The following is a 17,995-nucleotide window of genomic DNA, read 5'->3' on the forward strand; positions in this document are numbered from 1 at the left end:
TCAGGTCATCAATATTTGATGTCCCGGGCAGTGCGGCGCGTGTCCTGTTTGGTGCTGCGCTTGTCCTGGCGGCATTGCGCGTTGCTTTTCTCACTGGCCTGTCTGCAATCAACCTTGGTTTGCCGTGCATCCGAGCGCCCTGTCTGCCGTGTATCCCGCGCTTCACGCCGCTGTTCGCCCTGCTCGGTCGCGTAAGCCGTCATCGATACTGACTGCACACCCACGGCGACGACCAGTGTCGCCAGGGCCATCATGCTGTATTTGCGAATCATGATATTCCTCCCGTTCAAACGCATAGCTGGCTCACTCGCCAATCAGTTTAGTCGCCCTCCCGGACTACCGGATACACCGCGAGGTAGCTGTCGACGGCCGTGTCTATCGTTGGAAAAAACGCCGTTTCGCCGAACTGAGAGAACAGCCCGAACCGCTTCAGTTTGTCCTTGACCGGGTCTTTCATCTCGGCGAGGCACAACTCGATGCCCGCCGCGCGCAGGGTTTCGTCCAGTTCAGCCAACATGTCGGCCGACGTCACGTCCACGCTGGTCATCGGTTCTGCCGCCACGACTACCCAGCGCACGGGCGTCGGCGACGTTGCCACCGCGTCCAGCACCCGGTCATTGAACAATTCGGCATTGGCGAAAAACAACGGCGCGTCCCAGCGAAACAGGACCAGGCCGGGGATGAGCCGGGCATTGGGAAAACGCTTGATGTCGTGGAAGCCCTGGACCTCATCGGCGCGGCCCAACACAGCGGAATACGGCCGCCAGCCATCCCAGAGAAATTCGATCACCGCCAGCAGGATGGCCAGGCCAATGCCCTCGATGGCACCAAACACCGCAACGCCAACGGTGCAGGCGATGGACAGCCAGAACTCCCAGCGCTGAATACGGTAGATGCGACGCAGATCAGTGATCTCGATCAAGCCGATGGCCGAGGCGATCACCACCGCCGCCAGCGCGCTGTTGGGCAGGTCCTGCAACAGGTTCGGCGCCACCATCAACAACAAGGCCACCGCCAGCGCACCGACGACGCCGGACAATTGGGTTTTGGCGCCAGCGGCCTCGGCCACTGGAGTGCGTGACGAGCTGCTGCTGATGGGAAAACCCTGGAAAAAACCGGCCGCCAGGTTGGCGACGCCGAGCCCGACCATCTCCTGGTTGGGATCGACGTACGTGCGCGATCGCGCCGCATAGACTCGCGAGAGCACGCTGGTATCGGCGAACGAAACCAGCGCGACGGCGCAGCCACCGATCAGCACCGGGACTATATCGGCGGACGTGATCCAGGGAATGGCGAACGCGGGCATGCCTTGTGGAAGCTCGCCGAGCACCGATATGCCGTATTTCGTCGCAAGGTCCAGCACACCGACGAAGAGGGTGGCGCCAGCCACGGCGATCAAGATACCCGGGATACGTTTGTGCCCCTTGAGCGCCATGATGACCACCAATGTGGCGGCGCCGACCGCGAAGGTGACCCAGTTGGTTTTTCCGTGCAGCACGGCGGTGGCGATCGCCCATAGGTTTCTCAGCGGCCCCTCGGTTTCGATCTTGAAGCCGAAAAATTTGGGCAACTGGCTGATCAGTACGGTCAGCGCGATACCGTTCATGTAGCCGTAGCGGATCGGTTTGGAGAGGAGTTCGGTGATGAAGCCCAGGCGCGCGATGCCGGCGAGGATGCAGACCACCCCCGAGACAATCGCCATCATTCCCGCCAGGGCGACGGCGCGATACGGGTCGCCGCCGGACAGTGGCAGGATCACCGCAAGGATGACCGCTGCCAGCGAGGAATCCGGTCCCAGCACCAGAATCCGGCTGGGCCCGAATAACGCATAGGCGAGCAGCGGAATGATGGTCGCGTAGAGGCCGTATATACCGGGGACGCCCGAGGCCACCGCGTAGGCAATACCGACCGGCACCAGCATGGTGGTCAGGACGAGCCCGGCGACAATGTCATTTCGCAGCCAGGCAATTTGATAGTGGCGCAGCGTGTTCAGCCCTGGCAGCCAGCGGGCCCAGCGGCCTTGGCCGGCGCCTGCAACGCGGCGTGCAATACGCCCCGGTTCCGGGGCGGAAGATGAAGAATCCAAATCGCTCATAGAACTGTAACCCCTTGGCGTACAGCGCATATTGGCTGAAGAGGACACCCGCAGACCTGCTGCGCCCTCCTCTGTTCTTCAGCCACCGAGTGCGATGATTGCAACGATCAGCACAGCGCCAGTGACTGCCATCGCCACCCCGCCCTGCCAAGGCTTTGCGCCGGCGTATCGGGCCAGCATCCAGCCCGCGATGAACAGCACCGCCAGCCCGACCAGATTGGATAAACGAACGGCGAGCGCCGTGTCTTCGAGTAACAGGAAAGGCACGACCAGTGGAAAGGTCGAGGCCACCACCAACAGAAATACGCCTACCGCACCCTTGAAATCCTCCCAGCCAAGGCCTGACGGCACTGATGTGGCGGGGTACTGGACCAGGCGACTGCGTAACAATTCCAGAGTCTCAGGCTTGGCCGCTGCAGCCACGTGCGACGGTAATGCAGCCGCCACAAGCGCCTGACCGGTGGTCGCGTCCGCCCCGCCGAGTTTTGCGAATAAGGTGCTTTTGCGCGTGCGGTCGATCAAGGCGCGCAACAGATACATCACCGCGTCCGCAAGCCCCCAGGCCAGGTTGCAACCGAGCGCGGCGAACATCATGGTCCGTTCCGCCTCCTGGCCTGAAGTCGCCACGCTGATCGTTCCGGTGAACGTCATCGCCATGAGCAAGCCGAAAATCACTTCTGTGACTCGATCAACCGGGTCGAGTATCCGTGCCCGCTTTTGTTCTCCGGTGTTCGGCATGCGTCCTACCTCGCTGAAAAGTACCCGCGGTGCAAGCGTCCAAGGCCAGAGCACAGCACTTTCAGGCGGCGCTCTTTTTTGATTTCACTTCATTGTAGTGACAAAAAAAATTGTCGCTGCCGGTGTGCGCGAGTCTCCAAGACAACACGATTGCCTATGAGCGAAATCGCACGGACGGTGTTGTTCCTTGTATATCGGCAGCAACGACTAAGCTTTTTAAAGTCAGTCCCGTCTCCCCGGGAGATTCCGATGCACGCCGCGCCCCTTTCAGAACTCGATGCCGCCCTGCCCGGTCTGGCCCGCAAGATCCGCGTGCTGGATGCCCTGTCCTGGCCGGAGGGTGTCGAAGAAACCTTCCTGGCGAACTGGCGGGCCGGAAAAGCAGCGCTGCCTGACGTCGAACTGCGCCCGCGTGACCACAGCGCCGACATCACCGCCCTGGAAGCCTTTATTGAGCGATGCGATGTGGGGCATCCCGCCGGTAACCACCTCGCCATGACCGCACGAAGTTATGCCACGGCCGGCCGCATGCTCGGGGCTATTGGCACGCCGGCCTTTACCGACTATTCGTCAGCGCTGTATCGGCGTCCGGACTTCTATTACCACCGTCTGAAACTGAGCATGCTTGAAGCCGCCCGGTTTTTTCTCAACACCACAGACGCGCTTCTGGGTGGCGCGCGGATTCCACCGAGTCCGGCCGAGATACCGGCCGAGGTCTTCGCCGCCTGGATGCAACCGGAACTGGACCGTTTCTTCGGCGAGGGGCGGATCAAGGTCGTGCTCGATCCGACCCTCGCCGCCAAAGCCATCGCCGGGTCGAGCCGCATCCGCCTGCGGGCCAGCGCCCTGTTCTCGGAACTGGACAAGAACCAGTTGCTGCAACACGAGGCATTCGTGCATGTCGCCACGGCGCAAAACGGCGCGCTCCAACCCAACCTCAAAAGCCTCGGCCTCGGAGCGCCGCGCACGACCCAGACCCAGGAAGGCATTGCCACCCTGGCCGAGCTGTTCACCGGCAGCATGGACATCAACCGTTTGCGTCGCCTGGCCCTGCGCGTGCTGGCGGTCCAACAAGCGCTGGATGGCGCCGATTTCATCCAGGTATTCGAAGGATTCCTGGCGGCCGGCCAGTCGCAAGAGGAGTCGTTTCGCTCAACCCAACGGGTGTTTCGCGGCGCCAACCTGCGGGGCGGTTCGGCGTTTACCAAGGATGCGGCATACCTGACCGGCCTGCTCGGCGTCCACACCCTGTTGCGCATCGCGATCCGCGACAACCGGCCGGACCTGGTGGGCCATTTGTTTGCCGGTCGTCTCAGTCTGGGTGACACGGTACGTTTGGCCCCCCTGTTCGAGTCCGGCTGGCTCAAGGCGCCGGTCCATGTTCCGGCGTGGGCCTGCGATCTGCGCCTGCTCGCCGCCAACCTCGCCTTCTCTGCCTTCATCGCCAGGATCCCGCTGGATGTGCTGGATCTGGACGTGCTCATGGCGTTTGCAGACGAGCACGAAACCGATGCCAGTGGTGGAGCCAGACCGAGTGAACGTAAATAAATGGCAGATATTTTTTGTTTGCTACGCTTAGTGAGCGGCGTCGAAGTCAGGACCTGTGGCTGGCACAGTCGGCTTCTACGTCCAGGGCATTGATCCACTTATTTCAAACCTGCCTGACTACATGGAGTTGCAATGCGCATTCCATTAATTTACGCGCTGTCGGCTGTCCTTTTGTTGAGCGGGTCTAACTGCATCGCAGGTGCGACCGCACCTGCGCCGGCAAACGCTGGCGCTACGGCACCGGCCCCCGCGCCCGTCACGCCGCCTCCTAAAGATCCTGTGTTTACCGAGGAACAGCTGGATCAAATGCTGGCGCCCATTGCGCTTTATCCCGATCCACTGCTCGCCCAGCTTTTAATGGCCTCCACGTACCCCGGGGAAGTTGCCGAAGCGGTCACTTGGTCCAAAGCCCACCCGGACGCCAAGGGCGACGATGCAGTCAAACAAGTGGCGAATCAGCCTTGGGACCCGAGTGTGCAGGCGCTCGTCGCCTTCCCGCAGGTGTTGGCAACGCTGGGGCAGGACCCCGTCTGGGTACAACGCCTGGGTGACGCCTTCCTCGCGCAGCCCGACGATGTCATGAACGGGGTGCAACGCTTGCGGCGTCAGGCCAAGGAAGCCGGCAACCTGCAGAGCAACCAGTATCAGAACGTGACGATTCAGAATGTTGCGCCACCGGCAGCAGAACCCGCCGCGCAATCCGCTCCCGCAGCGCCCGCTCCGCCCCAAACCATCATCATTCAGCCCGCCGACCCGCAGGTGGTGTACGTCCCCACGTATAACCCGACAACCACTTACGGCACCTGGCCGTACCCGGCGTCGCCGCCAGCCTACTACCCGCCACCGCCAGCCTATTACCCTGGCCAGGCCTTGATGGCCGGGTTGGCGTTTGGTACCGGTGTGGCCATCGTCGGTGCTTTGTGGGGTGAATGTGACTGGGGCAATAACGACGTCGACATCGACGTTGAGCGCTACAACAACATCAATGGCAACAACCGCATCAACGTGAATCAGAACAAGTGGCAGCACAATTCCGCGCACCGCAATGGCGTGCCCTATCGCGATACCCGCAGCCGCGAGCAGTACGGCCGCCAGCTGGACGGTGCCAGTCAGCGTCAGGCTTATCGAGGGGACAACGCCCAGCGCGCCCAAGCGCGTGAAAACGCTCGTGGTTCCATGGACAGGGCCGGTATCGAACGACCTCCCACCAGCAACCGCGAAGCCCGCGATCAAGCCCGCGATGCCTCCAGAGCGACGGCCGGCAATCGGATGCAGGCCGGTTCGGACAGACCGAATACGGCCAATAGACCGCAGACCTCCGACAGACAAAACGCAACCAATAGGGCGCAGACCTCCGACAGACAAAACGCAGCTGATAGACAGAAAGCCGCTGACCGAGCAAAGGCGTCTGACAGAAGCCAGGGCACCGCCAGAAATAATCAGGCCAATCAGCAGCCCAGAAAACAGACCGCCCAGACGAACCAGCGACAGGGCAATGCGCAGGCGCGCCAAACCACGCAGAACCGGCCTTCCCCGACGGCTGCCAACAGGGGCAGTGCCCGCGACAATGCCTTCGCCGGCGCGCGCTCACCGTCCCAAACCAGCGCACAAGCCAGTCGTGGCCGGGCCAGCCAGGCATCCGCCCAGCGCCCCAGTGCCTCACGAGCCGCCGGCCATCAAGTCAGTCGGCCGTCCAATCCACCAGCGCGTCAAAGTCAAAGGGGTGGCCGTCGTTGAATAACTCTCCTCGAGTGAAGGCACGCCTGGGCGTGCTCCTTCAGGCCCTGGCGATCACTGCCGGGCTGGCATGGTCGTGCATGGCGATGGCACAGCAGGAATTTCCAACCCCGGAAAAAGCCGCTCAAGCGTTCGTCGATGCACTGGGCACGACCCACGCCGATCACGAGCGCCTGACCGAGTTGCTGGGTAAGGAATGGCGCAGTTTCATCCCGCGTGAAGGCGCAGAACGCAAAGATGTGGATGCGTTTCTGAAGCAGTACCACGAGCAAAATAAAATTGAAAAAACCAACGACCGCACAGCGATTCTGTCGGTCGGTCCTAATCACTGGACGCTGCCAATCCCTATCGTGAAAAGCACCAACGGCTGGCGCTTCGACGTCAAGGCCGGCAGTGCCGAAGTCCGTGCACGTCAAATCGGCCGCAACGAACTGGCCACGGTACAAGCGGCGCTGGCCTATCACGACGCCCAGATGGACTACGCCTCAGTGGATCGCGACGGTGACGGCGCGCTTGAGTATGCGCAGAATATCTACAGCACCCCCGGCACCCATGACGGTCTGTATTGGGCGGACGACGACACCGGACAAATCAGCCCGCTGGGCCCCGAGTTCGGCAAAACCATTGCCGGCGAAGCCTGGCATGGTTACCACTTCCGCATCCTGGATGGCCAGGGTCCTTCGGCCCCGGGTGGCGCCTACAGCTACCTCATCGGCGACAAGATGAGCCGGGGCTTTGCACTGATCGCCTGGCCAGAGAAATACGATGACACCGGCGTGATGAGTTTCATGATCAGTCATGAAGGTCAGGTGTTCGAGAAGGATTTGGGGCCGGACAGTGAAAAAGTGGCAAAGGCGATGAAGCTTTTTGATCCGGATGACAGCTGGACGGTGGTGGATGCGGATCAGGAGTAGGTGATGTTGGTTCAAAATCAGACTTTGAAACGGGGCGGATTTATTTTCCCTTCACCTTCTGGAAAATATATCCGTCCCCTTTTTTCTCTTTTTCTCTCCCCGGCGATGCGTCTGCTGCTTTGAAAAACCTGCTATTGATCCCGCCCCGACAGTCGATCGGTCGCAGACCGCAATCCCGACTGCATACCGGGCGCTGCTTCAAACGGTTCGCCAAAGTTGCCTTCCGTGATTGCCGTCTTCGTTCGCTGACCGCGTGACTCATAAGACTGCCGACGTTCAATCCAGCGACGCAGTGCCAACAGCAACGCACTGACAAACCCGTACATCACCGTGACGATAAACGCCGATTGCAGCAGCGACTGAGGCGCGAAGCTCGATATCTGCTGTGAACGACGCAACAATTCTTCGTACGGAATGATGTACCCCAGAGACGTATCCTGGACGATCGCCAGAACGGAACTGACCAGAGCTGGCAACATCAGCTTTAGCGCCTGTGGCAATACCACCCATATCATCGCTTGATGATCGCGCATGCCTATGGAAAGCGCGGCCTCCTTCTGCCCGCGCCCCAATGAAAGAATACCCGCACGTACCACCTCCGCCGTCATCGCGCTGTGATGCAGCACCATGCCTAAAATCAGGTAGCCCAGAGCCGACCAGTGCAGTCCGAGCGAAGGCAGCAGGATGACGGTAAACAGAATCAGCAACAGCAACGGTACCGCACGGAAGCAGCCAATGTAGCCTGCCGCCAGCGTGCGCACCCATAGCCTGTTCGACAACCGCGCCAGCGCTAGAGGTACGGCAAGGCTGAAGGCCAACACCGTGCTGATCAATGCAGCCAGCAAGGTGGCCATCAGACCGTCAAACAAGAACTTCAAGGTGCCCGGATGCAGGAAGATTTTCCAACGATGGGCATCGAACTGACCACTCGCCTCCAGGCGATGCCCGATCGCACAAATAAAGCAGAACAACAGGACCACGCCAATCACCGAAATGATCCGGTTACGCCGTCTGGCAATCGGACCCGGCGGTTCGTAAAGCAGGTTATCTGCGTTCATCGCAGCACCGCCATTTTTTGCTCAAGGAAGCGGAAAAACAGGCCCGAGGGAAGGGTCAACAGAAAATAGGCCGCCATTGCTCCGAGAAACGTCGGCACTGCCAGGGCGGTGTCGAAGTTGATTTTTTGCGCGGTGTAGGTGATATCTGCCACACCGATCGCGGCGCCGATGGCGGACGCCTTGATCTGAATGATGAAAAGATTGCCCAGCGGGGCGATCACCGACTGCACCGCTTGTGGCAAGACCACTTCGCCCAGTATCTGGTCGAATCGCATGCCGATACTTCGGGCCGCTTCAATCTGCCCGATGGGCACGGTGTTGATGCCCGACCGCACCACTTCGCAGATCCAGGCCGCGCTGTACAGCCCCAGCACCAGAACCGTAGAGGTGAACAGCGAGTACATGAAGCCCAGCTTCGGCAGGCCGAAAGTGAACAGCAGCAACAACGCCAGAAGCGGCATCATCCTCATGAGCTCTACGTAACTGCTGGCAAACCAGCGAAAGGGTGGCCATGGGCTCACCCTCATGATTGCCAGAAGCAGTCCGAGAACGATCGCAATGGCAAAGGACAGCAGGGTCAGCTGCACGCTGACCGCAATGCCCCCCAGGAAGCGTTCGATATAAGACATCAGGCTCACCTCTGCCTATCTTTACTGTTCGATCACTGGTACCTGTGGCGCACCTAGACCCTCTTGCAGATCCTTACCGTACATTTCCTTCCACTGGCCATTTTCGATGGTGGCGCTCAACTGGCTGTTGAGCCAGTCACGCCACACCGTATCCTCCTTGATGACTGCAATGCCGTAAGGCTCTTCGGTGAACGGCGTCCCGACCACTCGCAATTTTCCGGGTTGACGCATGGACTCGCCGACCAGCGTCGCACCGTCGTCGACATAGGCGTCGAAACGCTTGTCGATCAGCCCCTCGACGCAAGCCGAGGCATCGCTGAACGTCACGATCTTGGCCGTAGGCGCCAATGGCTTGAGGTTGCGTTCTACCGTGGTGCCACTCAGAACGCAGACCGTCTTGCCATCCAGGTCGGCAGTCTTTTTGATCGAATCGTCATCCGCGCGGACCAGGGAATCCTGGCCAGCGAGATAGTACGGACCCGCGAAGCCGATGACTTTTTTGCGCTCATCGGTCACGGTCATGGTTGCGATGACCATGTCCACACGTTTGTTTTCGACCAGCGGAATGCGGTTCTCCGGTGTGGTGCTGACCCATTCGATGTTGTCTTCGGAGCCGGTGAGCTTCTTCGCCAGCATTCGGGTCAGGTCAGCCTCGAAACCTTCAACCTCCCCGGTCATGGGGTTGCGAGACGAAAACATCAGGGTATTGAGCGAGCTGCCAACGACCAGCTTGCCGCGCTTCTGGACCTTGGCCATGGTCGAATCGGCCGGGAACTGCTCAACGGTAGAGGCCGATGCGAACGAGGCGAAAATGCAGGTAGCCATGAGGGAGACGCCGAGGGAAGCGATTCGATTTAAGCGCATGGTAGTTATCTCTTGTTCTTGTGATGTTTTTGAGTGAATCAGTGTGCAAGGACCTTGGACAGGAACTCGCGGGCGCGCTCCGAGCGAGGGGCGCTGAAAAATATCTCGGGCGGCGCGCTTTCGACGATCCGACCGGCATCCATGAAAATGATGCGATCGGCGGCGGAGCGTGCAAAGCCCATTTCATGGGTGACGACCACCATCGTCATCCCGGTGCGGGCCAGATCGACCATGACCTTGAGCACCTCGTTGACCATTTCCGGATCAAGCGCCGAGGTAGGTTCGTCGAACAGCATCACGCTGGGCTTCATCGCCAGTGACCGGGCCAGCGCCACACGCTGTTGCTGGCCGCCCGACAGCTCAGCGGGATAAGACGTCGCCTTGTGTGCCAGACCGACCTGGTCAAGCAGTTGCAAGGCCCATGCGTCTGCATCCGCGCCGCGCATGCCGAGGACTTTTCGTGGGCCCATTGCAACGTTCTGCAACGCGGTGCGATGAGAAAACAGGTTGAAACTCTGGAAGACCATTCCGACCTTCGCGCGCATCTTGGCCAGAGCCCCGCCCTCTTCCGGCAGGCGCTCGCCGTGCAGGAAGATATCGCCATTGGTGACGGTTTCCAGGCGATTGATGCAACGGCACAGGGTCGATTTGCCAGAGCCGGAGGGGCCGATGATCACCACCACCTCACCAGGCTGGACCTCCAGATCAACATCAAACAGCACTTGCTGACTGCCGAAAAACTTGTTCACGGCGCGCAGTGAAATGGCAGGCATTTGTTGAGTTAGCGATTGAGCCGATTGCATGGTTTCTGGTCTGCCTTATAGATCTGACACGTGCCCGGCAGGCACCCCGACTAGACGAACTTCAATTGCACCGTGGCTTTCAATTGACCGGCCCGCGAACCGTTGTAACTTCTCAACACCGGATCGGCCCACGGTGCCAGCAGCGGAATTTCGCCGTCCTGATCCAGCACACCCAGTTGCTTGAGCACAGCAATGGTCACCGCAAATACGCTGGGGAAATCGCCGTCACTGATCTTGACCGCCACGCCCAAACCACGGCTGCGGATGCCGACCGTCTGCACGCCATCGGCACCGGTTTTCGCGACCCAGTCGCCATTCGAAGACAGCGTAATGCCCAGGTCGGCGCGACCGGTCCCCGAGACCATTTCCGGATGGCTGCGCATGGCGTCGAATAGCCGCCGCAATACTGGATCGAGGCTGGCGTCGCCACCCCCATCAGCACTGGCCAACCGCGCCCACAACAGGGCCAGGCGCGACAACGGCATGCCCAGGTTTGGCGCGTTGCAGCCGTCGATTCCGGTCCAGAGCTGATTTTCGGCAACACCTGTCAACGTCGCGACCTGCCGCTGGATGTCCCGCTGCAAGGCATGTTCAGGGGACAGATAGGTTTCGGTGGGCAAGCCATGCAGGCAGCAATAGGCGAGGAAACCGCTGTGCTTGCCGGAACAGTTGTGGTGGCGCTGATCGTAGCGAAAACCCTGGGGCGGCAGATTGTCCGCTGTGTAGAAATCGGGCAGATGGCAACCACATCCCAGGTCGCTAGAGGCCCGCTGGATTTTCGAGAGAATGCCACTCACGGCATTCACGTGTGGGGTTTCGCCCGAGTGGCTCGCGCACATTATGGCCACTTGCTCATCGGAGAAGCCGAAGTGCTCGACACCGCCATCCCGGACGAACGGAATGGCCTGGAACGGCTTCAGCGTGGAGCGGGAAAACATCATGCTACCGGGATCGCCGGCATAGGCCAGCAAACATCCTTCGTTATCAACGACAGCCACCGATCCCCAGTGGATGCGCTCCACATGGTCGTTTCGGGTAGCAATGGCCAATGGAACGTGTGCGGGAAAATCCATGATGATCTCGATACTCCAAAGCTCGCCACAAGGATCTGCGTCCTGTCGGCGAATACGTGGTCGGTTGGATGAACGACGTGCGCACTTCGATCGAAAATGAGTCTATATTCAGTCAAATACCGATGGAATATCGCAAAACAGAATTCGGTTTTGCACATAGCGCAAAGGCATCCACTTCCAACATGACGTCTGAAACAGCACGTATCGATCACCTGGGGGTCATGAGAGCACTGGTCAAAGTGGTCGAATTGGGCACCTTTTCCGCAGCGGCCCGGGAGATGCACGTATCCCCTTCAACCCTGACCCGCATGATTTCGACGCTGGAAAAATCGCTGGGCACGACCCTGCTGCATCGCACCACGCACATCGTTGCCCTGACGGAAGCAGGCCAGATATATCACGCGCGGGCGTTGTCGATGATCGCAGATCTGGACGACACCCTGCGTGTCGTCAGCGATCTCAACCTTGCGCCCAGCGGCCCCTTGAAACTCGTTTCGCCGGTGGCGTTCGGCAGACGGTTCCTCGCACCGCTGATTGCACCCTTCCTGCAGATGTATCCGGGTATCCAAATGGATCTGCGGCTGACCGACAACCACAACGACATGATCGTAGGCGGCTTTGATCTCGATATTCACGAGGGTGAAAATCATCTGGAAAACCTGGTTGCCTATCCGATCTGCCGCAACGATTCATTGCTGTGCGCCACACCTGACTATCTGGCGCGCAACGGGTCTCCAGCCACTCCCGCCGAACTCAGCGCACACAACTGCCTGATCTATCTGCACCCCGACAGCGATCCCCACTGGTACTTCACAAAGGATGACGTAGAGCACTCGATTTTCCCCAAGGGCAATCTGCAATCGGACAACTCGGAGCTGCTGCTTGAAGCCGTCTGTGGCGGCCTGGGCATTGCAGAATTTGAAATTTGGCTGGTGCGTGACCTGCTCTTGAGCGGTGAATTGCAAATCGTGCTGCCTGAATATCGGTTTGTTAACTCACTGACCGGGAATCAAATTTATATGGCTTACCTTCCCAATCGACGTTACTCGACGAAAGTCAGGGTGCTCCGTGATTTTCTTGAAGACCGACTCAAGGGCATAGGTGAACTACCTCCTGAGCTTTTAGCAATGCGCCGGCCGGCTCCGTAAACTGAAAATCAGCAAGCCTTTGAAACGCATCAAGTCGACAAGGCAACCCGCCCTAGCCCGGCAAACTCAACTTCCACTTGCACCCCTGCCGACGCCCAGTAGATACCGGTCCAGCTACCACTAGCCACCAGGTCACCGGCTCGCAAGGGGCTGCCCAGTGCTGCAGCGTGACGCGCCAGCCACGGCAGCGAACTCAGCGGCTCACCAAATGGATGGCTGCCAACGCCGACGAACTGAGGCTCCCCGGCCACCCGCAAAGTCACCTGTTGTCTTGACCAATCCGGCATTTCCCTCAGCGTTTGCGGTGCACCGAGTACCAGCGCGCGGTTGAGTTGCTGGTCGGCCAGCCGAAGCAGTGGCGCGGCCTGATCGCCCTGCAGCCAGCGGGTGCCACACAGTTCGATGCCCGGCATCCACACATCGACCGCCGCATAGGCCATGGCCAGATCAGTGTGCTGGTCGAGGTCGCGCGACAGGCGCACGATCAGTTCTCCCTCAATCCCGAAACCGAAGGCATCGCCCGGCGGAACCTGCCAACCCGACGGGTGTACCGCCCTTGCCGGCACCCCGGCGGCGCTGATCAACCCTCCCGGAGCGCCGCCCAGTTTCCAGGCCGCTGGCGGCCCGGAGGCGAACCAGCCGAGGGCATCCGCTACCTGATGCTGCACGGCATAGGCTTCGGCTTCGCTAGCCAGTTCCAGGGTTGGCAACGGTTGTTGGCGCCCCTCGCGCCAACCACGAATCAGGGTGGCGGCGACCTGTGCGACAGCATTCACAATGGCAACTCGGTCTTGCGTCGGCGCAGTTGCGCGGGCGCCGGACGCTCGCACGGCAGAAACCGGCCGCGACCCGCCTCACCGCGCGGCGCGCCGTCCCAGACCACCTCACCGCGAGACAGGGTCATGGCCGGCCAGGCGCTCAACGTCATGCCGGCGTAAGGCGTGTAGTCGACGTTGTGGTGCAGCATTTCGTTGCACAGGTGCACCGACTCACCTTCGTTCCAGATCACCAGGTCGGCATCAGCACCAATAGCGATGCTGCCCTTGCGCGGATACAGCCCATACATCTTGGCGGCATTAGTTGAAGTCAGCGCAACAAAGCTTTGCGGGGTGATGCGCCCACTGCGCACGCCTTCGGACCAGAGCAGTGCCATGCGCGTTTCGACACCGGGAATGCCGTTGGCGATCTGGTCGAACGACACCTCTTCACCGTGGGCCTTTTTGCCATCCAGGCCATCGAAGCGAAAGGGTGCGTGGTCTGACGAGAAAATCTCGAACGAGCCGTTCTCCAGGCCATCCCAGATCACCTGCTGGTTTGCGGCATCGCGCGGCGGCGGGCTGCAGATGCACTTGGCACCTTCGAAGCTGTCGTCACACCCCAGCGAGTCGGCGGTCAGGAACAGGTACTGCGGGCAGGTTTCGGCGTACACCTTCAACCCCTGGCTCTGGGCCCAGCGAATCTGCTCCACGGCCTCACGACCCGACACGTGCACGATCAGGATCGGCACGTCCACCAGCTCGGCAAGGGCGATGGCACGATGGGTCGCTTCGCGCTCCACCAGCATCGGCCGCGACGCGCTGTGGTAGCGCGGCGCAGTCAGCCCGGCCGCCAGCAATCGCTCGGTCAGCCAGGCGATGCAATCGCTGTTTTCGGCGTGGAGCATCACCATGGCGCCCTCACGGCGCGCGACCGACAACGTCTCGAGAATCTCCCGGTCGCCCAGCTTCAGCGCATCGTAGGTCATGTAGATCTTGAACGATGTGTAGCCTTCAGCAATCAAGGCCGGCAGTTCTTCACGCAGCACCTGCGGGGTGGGGTCGGTGACGATCAGGTGGAAGGCATAATCGATCACCGGCTTGTTACCCGCCCGACGATGGTAGTCATCGACGGCAGAGCGCAGGCTTTCGCCCTTCTGCTGGCAGGCGAACGGAATGACGGTGGTGGTGCCGCCGCAGGCCGCCGAGACCGTGCCGCTGAAGAAGTCATCAGCCATCACCGAGCCGTCGCCAGTCGGCTGGTCGAGGTGCACGTGGCTGTCGATGCCACCGGGGGTGACATGCCGGCCTGCCGCGTCGATTTCCTGGTGACCTTGCGGCAGGTCCAGGCCAAGGGAGACGATGCGCCCATCACGAATACCGATATCGCTGGTGAACGTGTCCGCGGCGGTTACCACGCGGGCGTTGCGAATCACCGTATCAAAAGGTTGCATATCAGGCCTCTTCCAGAAGTCACCGGTCCCAGCCGTGGGGGAATAACGCATCAATTTTCTGATCCGGCGTAATTACCACGCCATCAAGTTCGTTCAAGCCAGGCACGGGCGATTTCTTCGCGCGTAGCAAACCAGACTCCGCCGTGTTGCTTGGCATACTCGATGAATTGCTTGATCGCCCTTACTCGGCCGGGACGGCCCACCATGCGTGGGTGCAGCCCGACCGACATCATGCGAGGGCCTTCGGCCGACTCTTCGTAAAGGACCTCAAAGCTTTCTTTCATGTACTCGAAAAAGTCCGATGCCTGGGAAAGCCCCGGCGAGTTCCAGTAGCGGAAATCGTTCACGTCGGCGGTGTAAGGCACCACGAGATGGCGCTTGCCCTCGACCTCGACAAAGTAGGGAACATCGTCGTTGTAGGCATCGGAATCGTAGAGAAAACCGCCCTCCTCAGCGACCAGTCGACGGGTATTGACGCTGGCGCCATACCGGCAATACCAGCCAACGGGACGCTTGCCGCAGGTGCGTTCGAATGACTCGATGGCCAAACGCATGTGTTCTCGCTCCTGCTCTTCAGTCAGGCGAAAAACTTCCTCCCAGCGATACCCGTGACTGCAAATTTCATGACCACCGGCAACTGCAGCGTGAGCGACATCAGGGTTCTGCTCAAAGGCTACCGCGCAAGCATGAAAAGTCGCACGAACCGATTGCTGGTCGAGAATATCCAGGATTCGCCAGATTCCGACGCGAGAACCGTACTCATACATCGATTCCATCGCCAGATTGCGTGTGCCGTCGGGTATTGAATAGCTGCCCCACTCGGTCATGGATTCCTGGTCCGGGTCGCCCATGGCGAGCGAGCGTTCGGAGCCTTCTTCGTAATTGATCACCAGGCTGATGGCCAAACGTGCGCCATTCGGCCAAGTGCCTTGCGGGCGTTGTCTTGCGTAACCCACTAAATCGCGTGCAGGTGAAACCATCGGGATATTCTCCTGAAGTGACGGGTTTTATAAGTACGTGGCGAAAGTTGCGACTTAGCAGTCGATATCTTTCAGCCGGTCATGGCTAAAGGTGCTGTCCGATTGCCAATCGCTGAAGGCCAGCCCCATGGCCAGGGTTTGCGCAATACAGAACGAAGCCGTGAGGGAGCGAAAGCCCAGTAATTCGGCGTCGTTGACCTCTATAACCGTATCGGCCATCTGCCCGATAGGGCTTAGTACGCTGTCGGTGATCGCCACCAGCGTCACGCCTGCGTCGGTCGCCTGACGACACGCCTCGACGGTGTCTTTGGCGTACGGCGGGAAACTGACGGCAATCAACAAATCATCATCGGCAATGGCGCTGACCTGCTCCGGTAACGTGCCGCCCGCACCGCTGATGTGCACGGTTCGCCGGCCCACACGACTCAACGCGTAGCTCAGATACGCCGCCACCGGAAAGGCACGGCGCATGCCGATTACGAAAGTAGTGCGCGCGACTTGCAGATGGGCGATGGCGGCTTCGATATTGGCCTGTTCGCCGCCTTCGGCCAGATGTTCCAGAGAAACGATATTGGCCTGGCTGAACTCACGCAGAATCCCGCCGACGTCGCTAGGGTCCTCCAGCAATGTCTCACCGCCGTAGTGCCGAATGCGCTCGCTTTGGGTGTCGGCAGCCTGCTGCAACGGGGCGCGAAACAGGCGCTGCAAATCCTTGAAACCTGCAAAGCCAAGGGCCTGAGCCAGCCGAATATAGGCTGAAGGCGCAATGCTTGAGCGCTTACCCAGCTCGGCCACCGTATTGAGTGCGATCTCATGCGGGTTGTCGATCAGGAATCGGGCAGCATCGCGCAGGCGACCTGTCAGATGTTCGTGCTGGGCCGCGATACAGTCACGCAGCTCTGCAAGGGTTTCAGGTAAGGCCATAGTGAAGGCTCATAAAATTAGAAGTGTGTACGCCGGTCAACGCAACGCATTGATTGCTTGATCCAGTGCAGTGATGAGGCGGTCGACTTCTTCCAGTGTGTTGTAATGCGCCAACGACACCCGCACTACCCCGCCAAACTGGTCAAGCCCAAGGGCTTCGATAAGACGCCGCGCATAGAAGTCACCAAAGCGAATGCCGATCCGGTGCTCATCGACCCTGCGCACAACCTCCTCGGACTGCACGCCTTCAACCACGAAACTGATCGTTGGCACTCGATTGCGGGTATCCCTTTTGCCAATGATCCGAACGCCCTCGCGCTGACGCAAAAATGCCAGCAGACGCTCAGCGAGCAAATCCTCCTGCACCTCGAAGGCATCGAACGCAGCCTGCATGCACTGGCGTTCGCTGCCTTGCGCGTCAAGCCGGGTGCTGATGTCGAGCAGGTAGTCGGTAATGCCAATGCAACCGAAGGACAACTCATAGTTGACGTTGCCCGGCTGCAATTTGTAAGGCACCACATCCTGGCCGATAAAAAAATGGTTAAGGCTCGGCAACTCCAGCAACAGGTAACGACGCCCCCAGAGCACAGCAAAGTGTGGACCAAAGGTTTTGTAGAAGCTGTAGACGTAGAAATCGGCACCGCTGGCCTGCACATCAACCAGCCGGTGTGGCGCATAAGCAACAGCGTCCACGCACAGCTTGGCGCCCACCGCATGCACGCGGCGCGCAACCTCGGCGACTGGATTGATCGAGCCGAGAATATTCGAGGTGTGGGTCATGGCCACATAACGGGTTTTGTCATTGAGCAAGACCTGCAGGTCATCCAGCTCCAGCTCACAACTGTCCTGGTTGACCTGCCAAACGCGCAGGGTCGCACCGCGGCTTTCGCACAGCTTGACCCAAGGGCCGATATTCGCCTCGTGATCGCAATTGGTGACGATGATTTCATCGCCTGGAACGATTGACGGGGCGATGGCGCGACACAGTATTTGCAACAAGTGGGTGGTCGAGCCGCCCATGATCACTTCTTCGGGATGCTCGGCATTGATCAACTGCATCACCGAGTGCCGTGCCTGCATCACTCGCGTCCCAGCGTCGACGGAAGGCTGGTAGGAAGCGCCCAGTTGCACGCTGCTGTTGAGCATGTAATCAACGACCCGCTCAGCGACGGCGCTCAGCACCATCGAACCACCGGCGTTATCCATGTAGGCATAACCATCGGCCAGTCCTGGAAATTGCTTGCGAACGTAATCAATATCGAGAGATTTCACTCT

The 17,995-nt window shown here is 59.9% G+C and carries 17 protein-coding genes; 4 read left to right on the plus strand and 13 right to left on the minus strand.

What is annotated here, in order from left to right; all coding sequences use genetic code 11:
- Window positions 1-8: 8 nt before the first annotated feature.
- The 3 genes from BK660_RS03465 to BK660_RS03475 form a co-directional block, all read right to left on the minus strand.
- Complete coding sequence (locus tag BK660_RS03465) at window positions 9-272, minus strand: hypothetical protein (protein WP_123432092.1); 264 nt, start codon at window positions 270-272, stop codon at window positions 9-11.
- 47 nt (window positions 273-319) lie between these two features.
- Window positions 320-2,095, minus strand: coding sequence for a SulP family inorganic anion transporter (locus BK660_RS03470; protein WP_123432093.1), 1,776 nt, complete (start codon window positions 2,093-2,095; stop codon window positions 320-322).
- A 78-nt stretch (window positions 2,096-2,173) separates the two neighbouring features.
- Entirely contained in the window at window positions 2,174-2,833 is a 660-nt protein-coding gene (locus tag BK660_RS03475) for a VIT1/CCC1 transporter family protein (RefSeq protein WP_123432094.1), read from the minus strand.
- Between the two features lie 249 nt (window positions 2,834-3,082).
- Between BK660_RS03475 and BK660_RS03480 the strand changes: the two genes are divergently transcribed.
- The 3 genes from BK660_RS03480 to BK660_RS03490 all read left to right on the plus strand — a co-directional run bounded on the left by BK660_RS03480 (window position 3,083) and on the right by BK660_RS03490 (window position 7,032).
- On the plus strand, window positions 3,083-4,381 hold the full coding sequence (locus BK660_RS03480; protein ID WP_123432095.1) for a peptidase MATCAP family protein: 1,299 nt from the start codon (window positions 3,083-3,085) through the stop codon (window positions 4,379-4,381).
- A 132-nt stretch (window positions 4,382-4,513) separates the two neighbouring features.
- Entirely contained in the window at window positions 4,514-6,118 is a 1,605-nt protein-coding gene (locus BK660_RS03485; protein WP_123432096.1) for a DUF3300 domain-containing protein, read from the plus strand.
- Between the two features lie 80 nt (window positions 6,119-6,198).
- Entirely contained in the window at window positions 6,199-7,032 is an 834-nt protein-coding gene (locus tag BK660_RS03490) for a DUF2950 domain-containing protein (RefSeq protein WP_404942934.1), read from the plus strand.
- Between the two features lie 131 nt (window positions 7,033-7,163).
- On the opposite strand, the gene BK660_RS03495 is transcribed toward BK660_RS03490, so the two are convergent.
- The 5 genes from BK660_RS03495 to BK660_RS03515 all read right to left on the minus strand — a co-directional run bounded on the left by BK660_RS03495 (window position 7,164) and on the right by BK660_RS03515 (window position 11,459).
- Window positions 7,164-8,090 (minus strand): amino acid ABC transporter permease, encoded by a 927-nt coding sequence (locus BK660_RS03495; protein ID WP_123432097.1) that lies wholly within the window; start codon window positions 8,088-8,090, stop codon window positions 7,164-7,166.
- On the minus strand, window positions 8,087-8,719 hold the full coding sequence (locus BK660_RS03500; RefSeq protein ID WP_148057420.1) for an amino acid ABC transporter permease: 633 nt from the start codon (window positions 8,717-8,719) through the stop codon (window positions 8,087-8,089). The genes BK660_RS03495 and BK660_RS03500 overlap by 4 nt, the downstream gene beginning before the upstream one ends.
- Window positions 8,720-8,740: 21 nt before the next feature.
- Complete coding sequence (locus tag BK660_RS03505) at window positions 8,741-9,544, minus strand: glutamate ABC transporter substrate-binding protein (RefSeq protein WP_185044954.1); 804 nt, start codon at window positions 9,542-9,544, stop codon at window positions 8,741-8,743.
- Window positions 9,545-9,621: 77 nt separating this feature from the next.
- Window positions 9,622-10,386: an amino acid ABC transporter ATP-binding protein gene (locus BK660_RS03510; protein ID WP_311202901.1), complete on the minus strand. Its 765-nt coding sequence runs from the start codon at window positions 10,384-10,386 to the stop codon at window positions 9,622-9,624.
- A gap of 50 nt (window positions 10,387-10,436) precedes the next feature.
- Window positions 10,437-11,459, minus strand: a complete 1,023-nt coding sequence (locus BK660_RS03515) for an asparaginase (RefSeq protein ID WP_123432101.1) — start codon at window positions 11,457-11,459, stop codon at window positions 10,437-10,439.
- A 68-nt stretch (window positions 11,460-11,527) separates the two neighbouring features.
- Here BK660_RS03515 and BK660_RS03520 point away from each other — a divergent pair, with 68 nt between their 5' ends.
- Complete coding sequence (locus BK660_RS03520) at window positions 11,528-12,607, plus strand: LysR family transcriptional regulator (RefSeq protein ID WP_259698472.1); 1,080 nt, start codon at window positions 11,528-11,530, stop codon at window positions 12,605-12,607.
- 29 nt (window positions 12,608-12,636) lie between these two features.
- Here BK660_RS03520 and BK660_RS03525 read toward each other — a convergent pair whose 3' ends face one another.
- The 5 genes from BK660_RS03525 to BK660_RS03545 all read right to left on the minus strand — a co-directional run bounded on the left by BK660_RS03525 (window position 12,637) and on the right by BK660_RS03545 (window position 17,992).
- A complete protein-coding gene (locus BK660_RS03525) occupies window positions 12,637-13,383 on the minus strand; it encodes a 2-keto-4-pentenoate hydratase (protein ID WP_123432102.1) in 747 nt (248 codons plus the stop codon).
- Entirely contained in the window at window positions 13,380-14,816 is a 1,437-nt protein-coding gene (gene hydA, locus BK660_RS03530; RefSeq protein ID WP_123432103.1) for a dihydropyrimidinase, read from the minus strand. Before hydA ends, BK660_RS03525 begins: the two co-directional genes overlap by 4 nt.
- A gap of 83 nt (window positions 14,817-14,899) precedes the next feature.
- A complete protein-coding gene (locus BK660_RS03535) occupies window positions 14,900-15,796 on the minus strand; it encodes an allantoinase PuuE (protein ID WP_123432104.1) in 897 nt (298 codons plus the stop codon).
- Window positions 15,797-15,850: 54 nt separating this feature from the next.
- Window positions 15,851-16,720, minus strand: a complete 870-nt coding sequence (locus tag BK660_RS03540) for a MurR/RpiR family transcriptional regulator (RefSeq protein ID WP_123432105.1) — start codon at window positions 16,718-16,720, stop codon at window positions 15,851-15,853.
- A gap of 36 nt (window positions 16,721-16,756) precedes the next feature.
- A complete protein-coding gene (locus tag BK660_RS03545; protein ID WP_123432106.1) occupies window positions 16,757-17,992 on the minus strand; it encodes a cysteine desulfurase-like protein in 1,236 nt (411 codons plus the stop codon).
- Between the last annotated feature and the right edge of the window lie 3 nt (window positions 17,993-17,995).

The sequence above is a fragment of the Pseudomonas brassicacearum genome (assembly GCF_003732265.1).
Taxonomy (GTDB): Bacteria; Pseudomonadota; Gammaproteobacteria; order Pseudomonadales; family Pseudomonadaceae; genus Aquipseudomonas; species Aquipseudomonas brassicacearum_D.

Excerpts from the sequence above, each read along its gene's own strand:
- BK660_RS03510 (WP_311202901.1), bottom strand. The coding sequence starts at position 10,386 with ATGCAATCGGCTCAATCGCTAACTCAACAAATGCCTGCCATTTCACTG.
- BK660_RS03480 (WP_123432095.1), top strand. The coding sequence starts at position 3,083 with ATGCACGCCGCGCCCCTTTCAGAACTCGATGCCGCCCTGCCCGGTCTG.
- BK660_RS03535 (WP_123432104.1), bottom strand. The coding sequence starts at position 15,796 with ATGGTTTCACCTGCACGCGATTTAGTGGGTTACGCAAGACAACGCCCG.
- BK660_RS03475 (WP_123432094.1), bottom strand. The coding sequence starts at position 2,833 with ATGCCGAACACCGGAGAACAAAAGCGGGCACGGATACTCGACCCGGTT.
- BK660_RS03540 (WP_123432105.1), bottom strand. The coding sequence starts at position 16,720 with ATGGCCTTACCTGAAACCCTTGCAGAGCTGCGTGACTGTATCGCGGCC.
- BK660_RS03520 (WP_259698472.1), top strand. The coding sequence starts at position 11,528 with ATGAACGACGTGCGCACTTCGATCGAAAATGAGTCTATATTCAGTCAA.
- BK660_RS03465 (WP_123432092.1), bottom strand. The coding sequence starts at position 272 with ATGATTCGCAAATACAGCATGATGGCCCTGGCGACACTGGTCGTCGCC.
- BK660_RS03515 (WP_123432101.1), bottom strand. The coding sequence starts at position 11,459 with ATGGATTTTCCCGCACACGTTCCATTGGCCATTGCTACCCGAAACGAC.
- BK660_RS03505 (WP_185044954.1), bottom strand. The coding sequence starts at position 9,544 with ATGGCTACCTGCATTTTCGCCTCGTTCGCATCGGCCTCTACCGTTGAG.
- BK660_RS03495 (WP_123432097.1), bottom strand. The coding sequence starts at position 8,090 with ATGAACGCAGATAACCTGCTTTACGAACCGCCGGGTCCGATTGCCAGA.
- hydA (WP_123432103.1), bottom strand. The coding sequence starts at position 14,816 with ATGCAACCTTTTGATACGGTGATTCGCAACGCCCGCGTGGTAACCGCC.
- BK660_RS03485 (WP_123432096.1), top strand. The coding sequence starts at position 4,514 with ATGCGCATTCCATTAATTTACGCGCTGTCGGCTGTCCTTTTGTTGAGC.
- BK660_RS03470 (WP_123432093.1), bottom strand. The coding sequence starts at position 2,095 with ATGAGCGATTTGGATTCTTCATCTTCCGCCCCGGAACCGGGGCGTATT.
- BK660_RS03490 (WP_404942934.1), top strand. The coding sequence starts at position 6,199 with ATGGCGATGGCACAGCAGGAATTTCCAACCCCGGAAAAAGCCGCTCAA.
- BK660_RS03500 (WP_148057420.1), bottom strand. The coding sequence starts at position 8,719 with ATGTCTTATATCGAACGCTTCCTGGGGGGCATTGCGGTCAGCGTGCAG.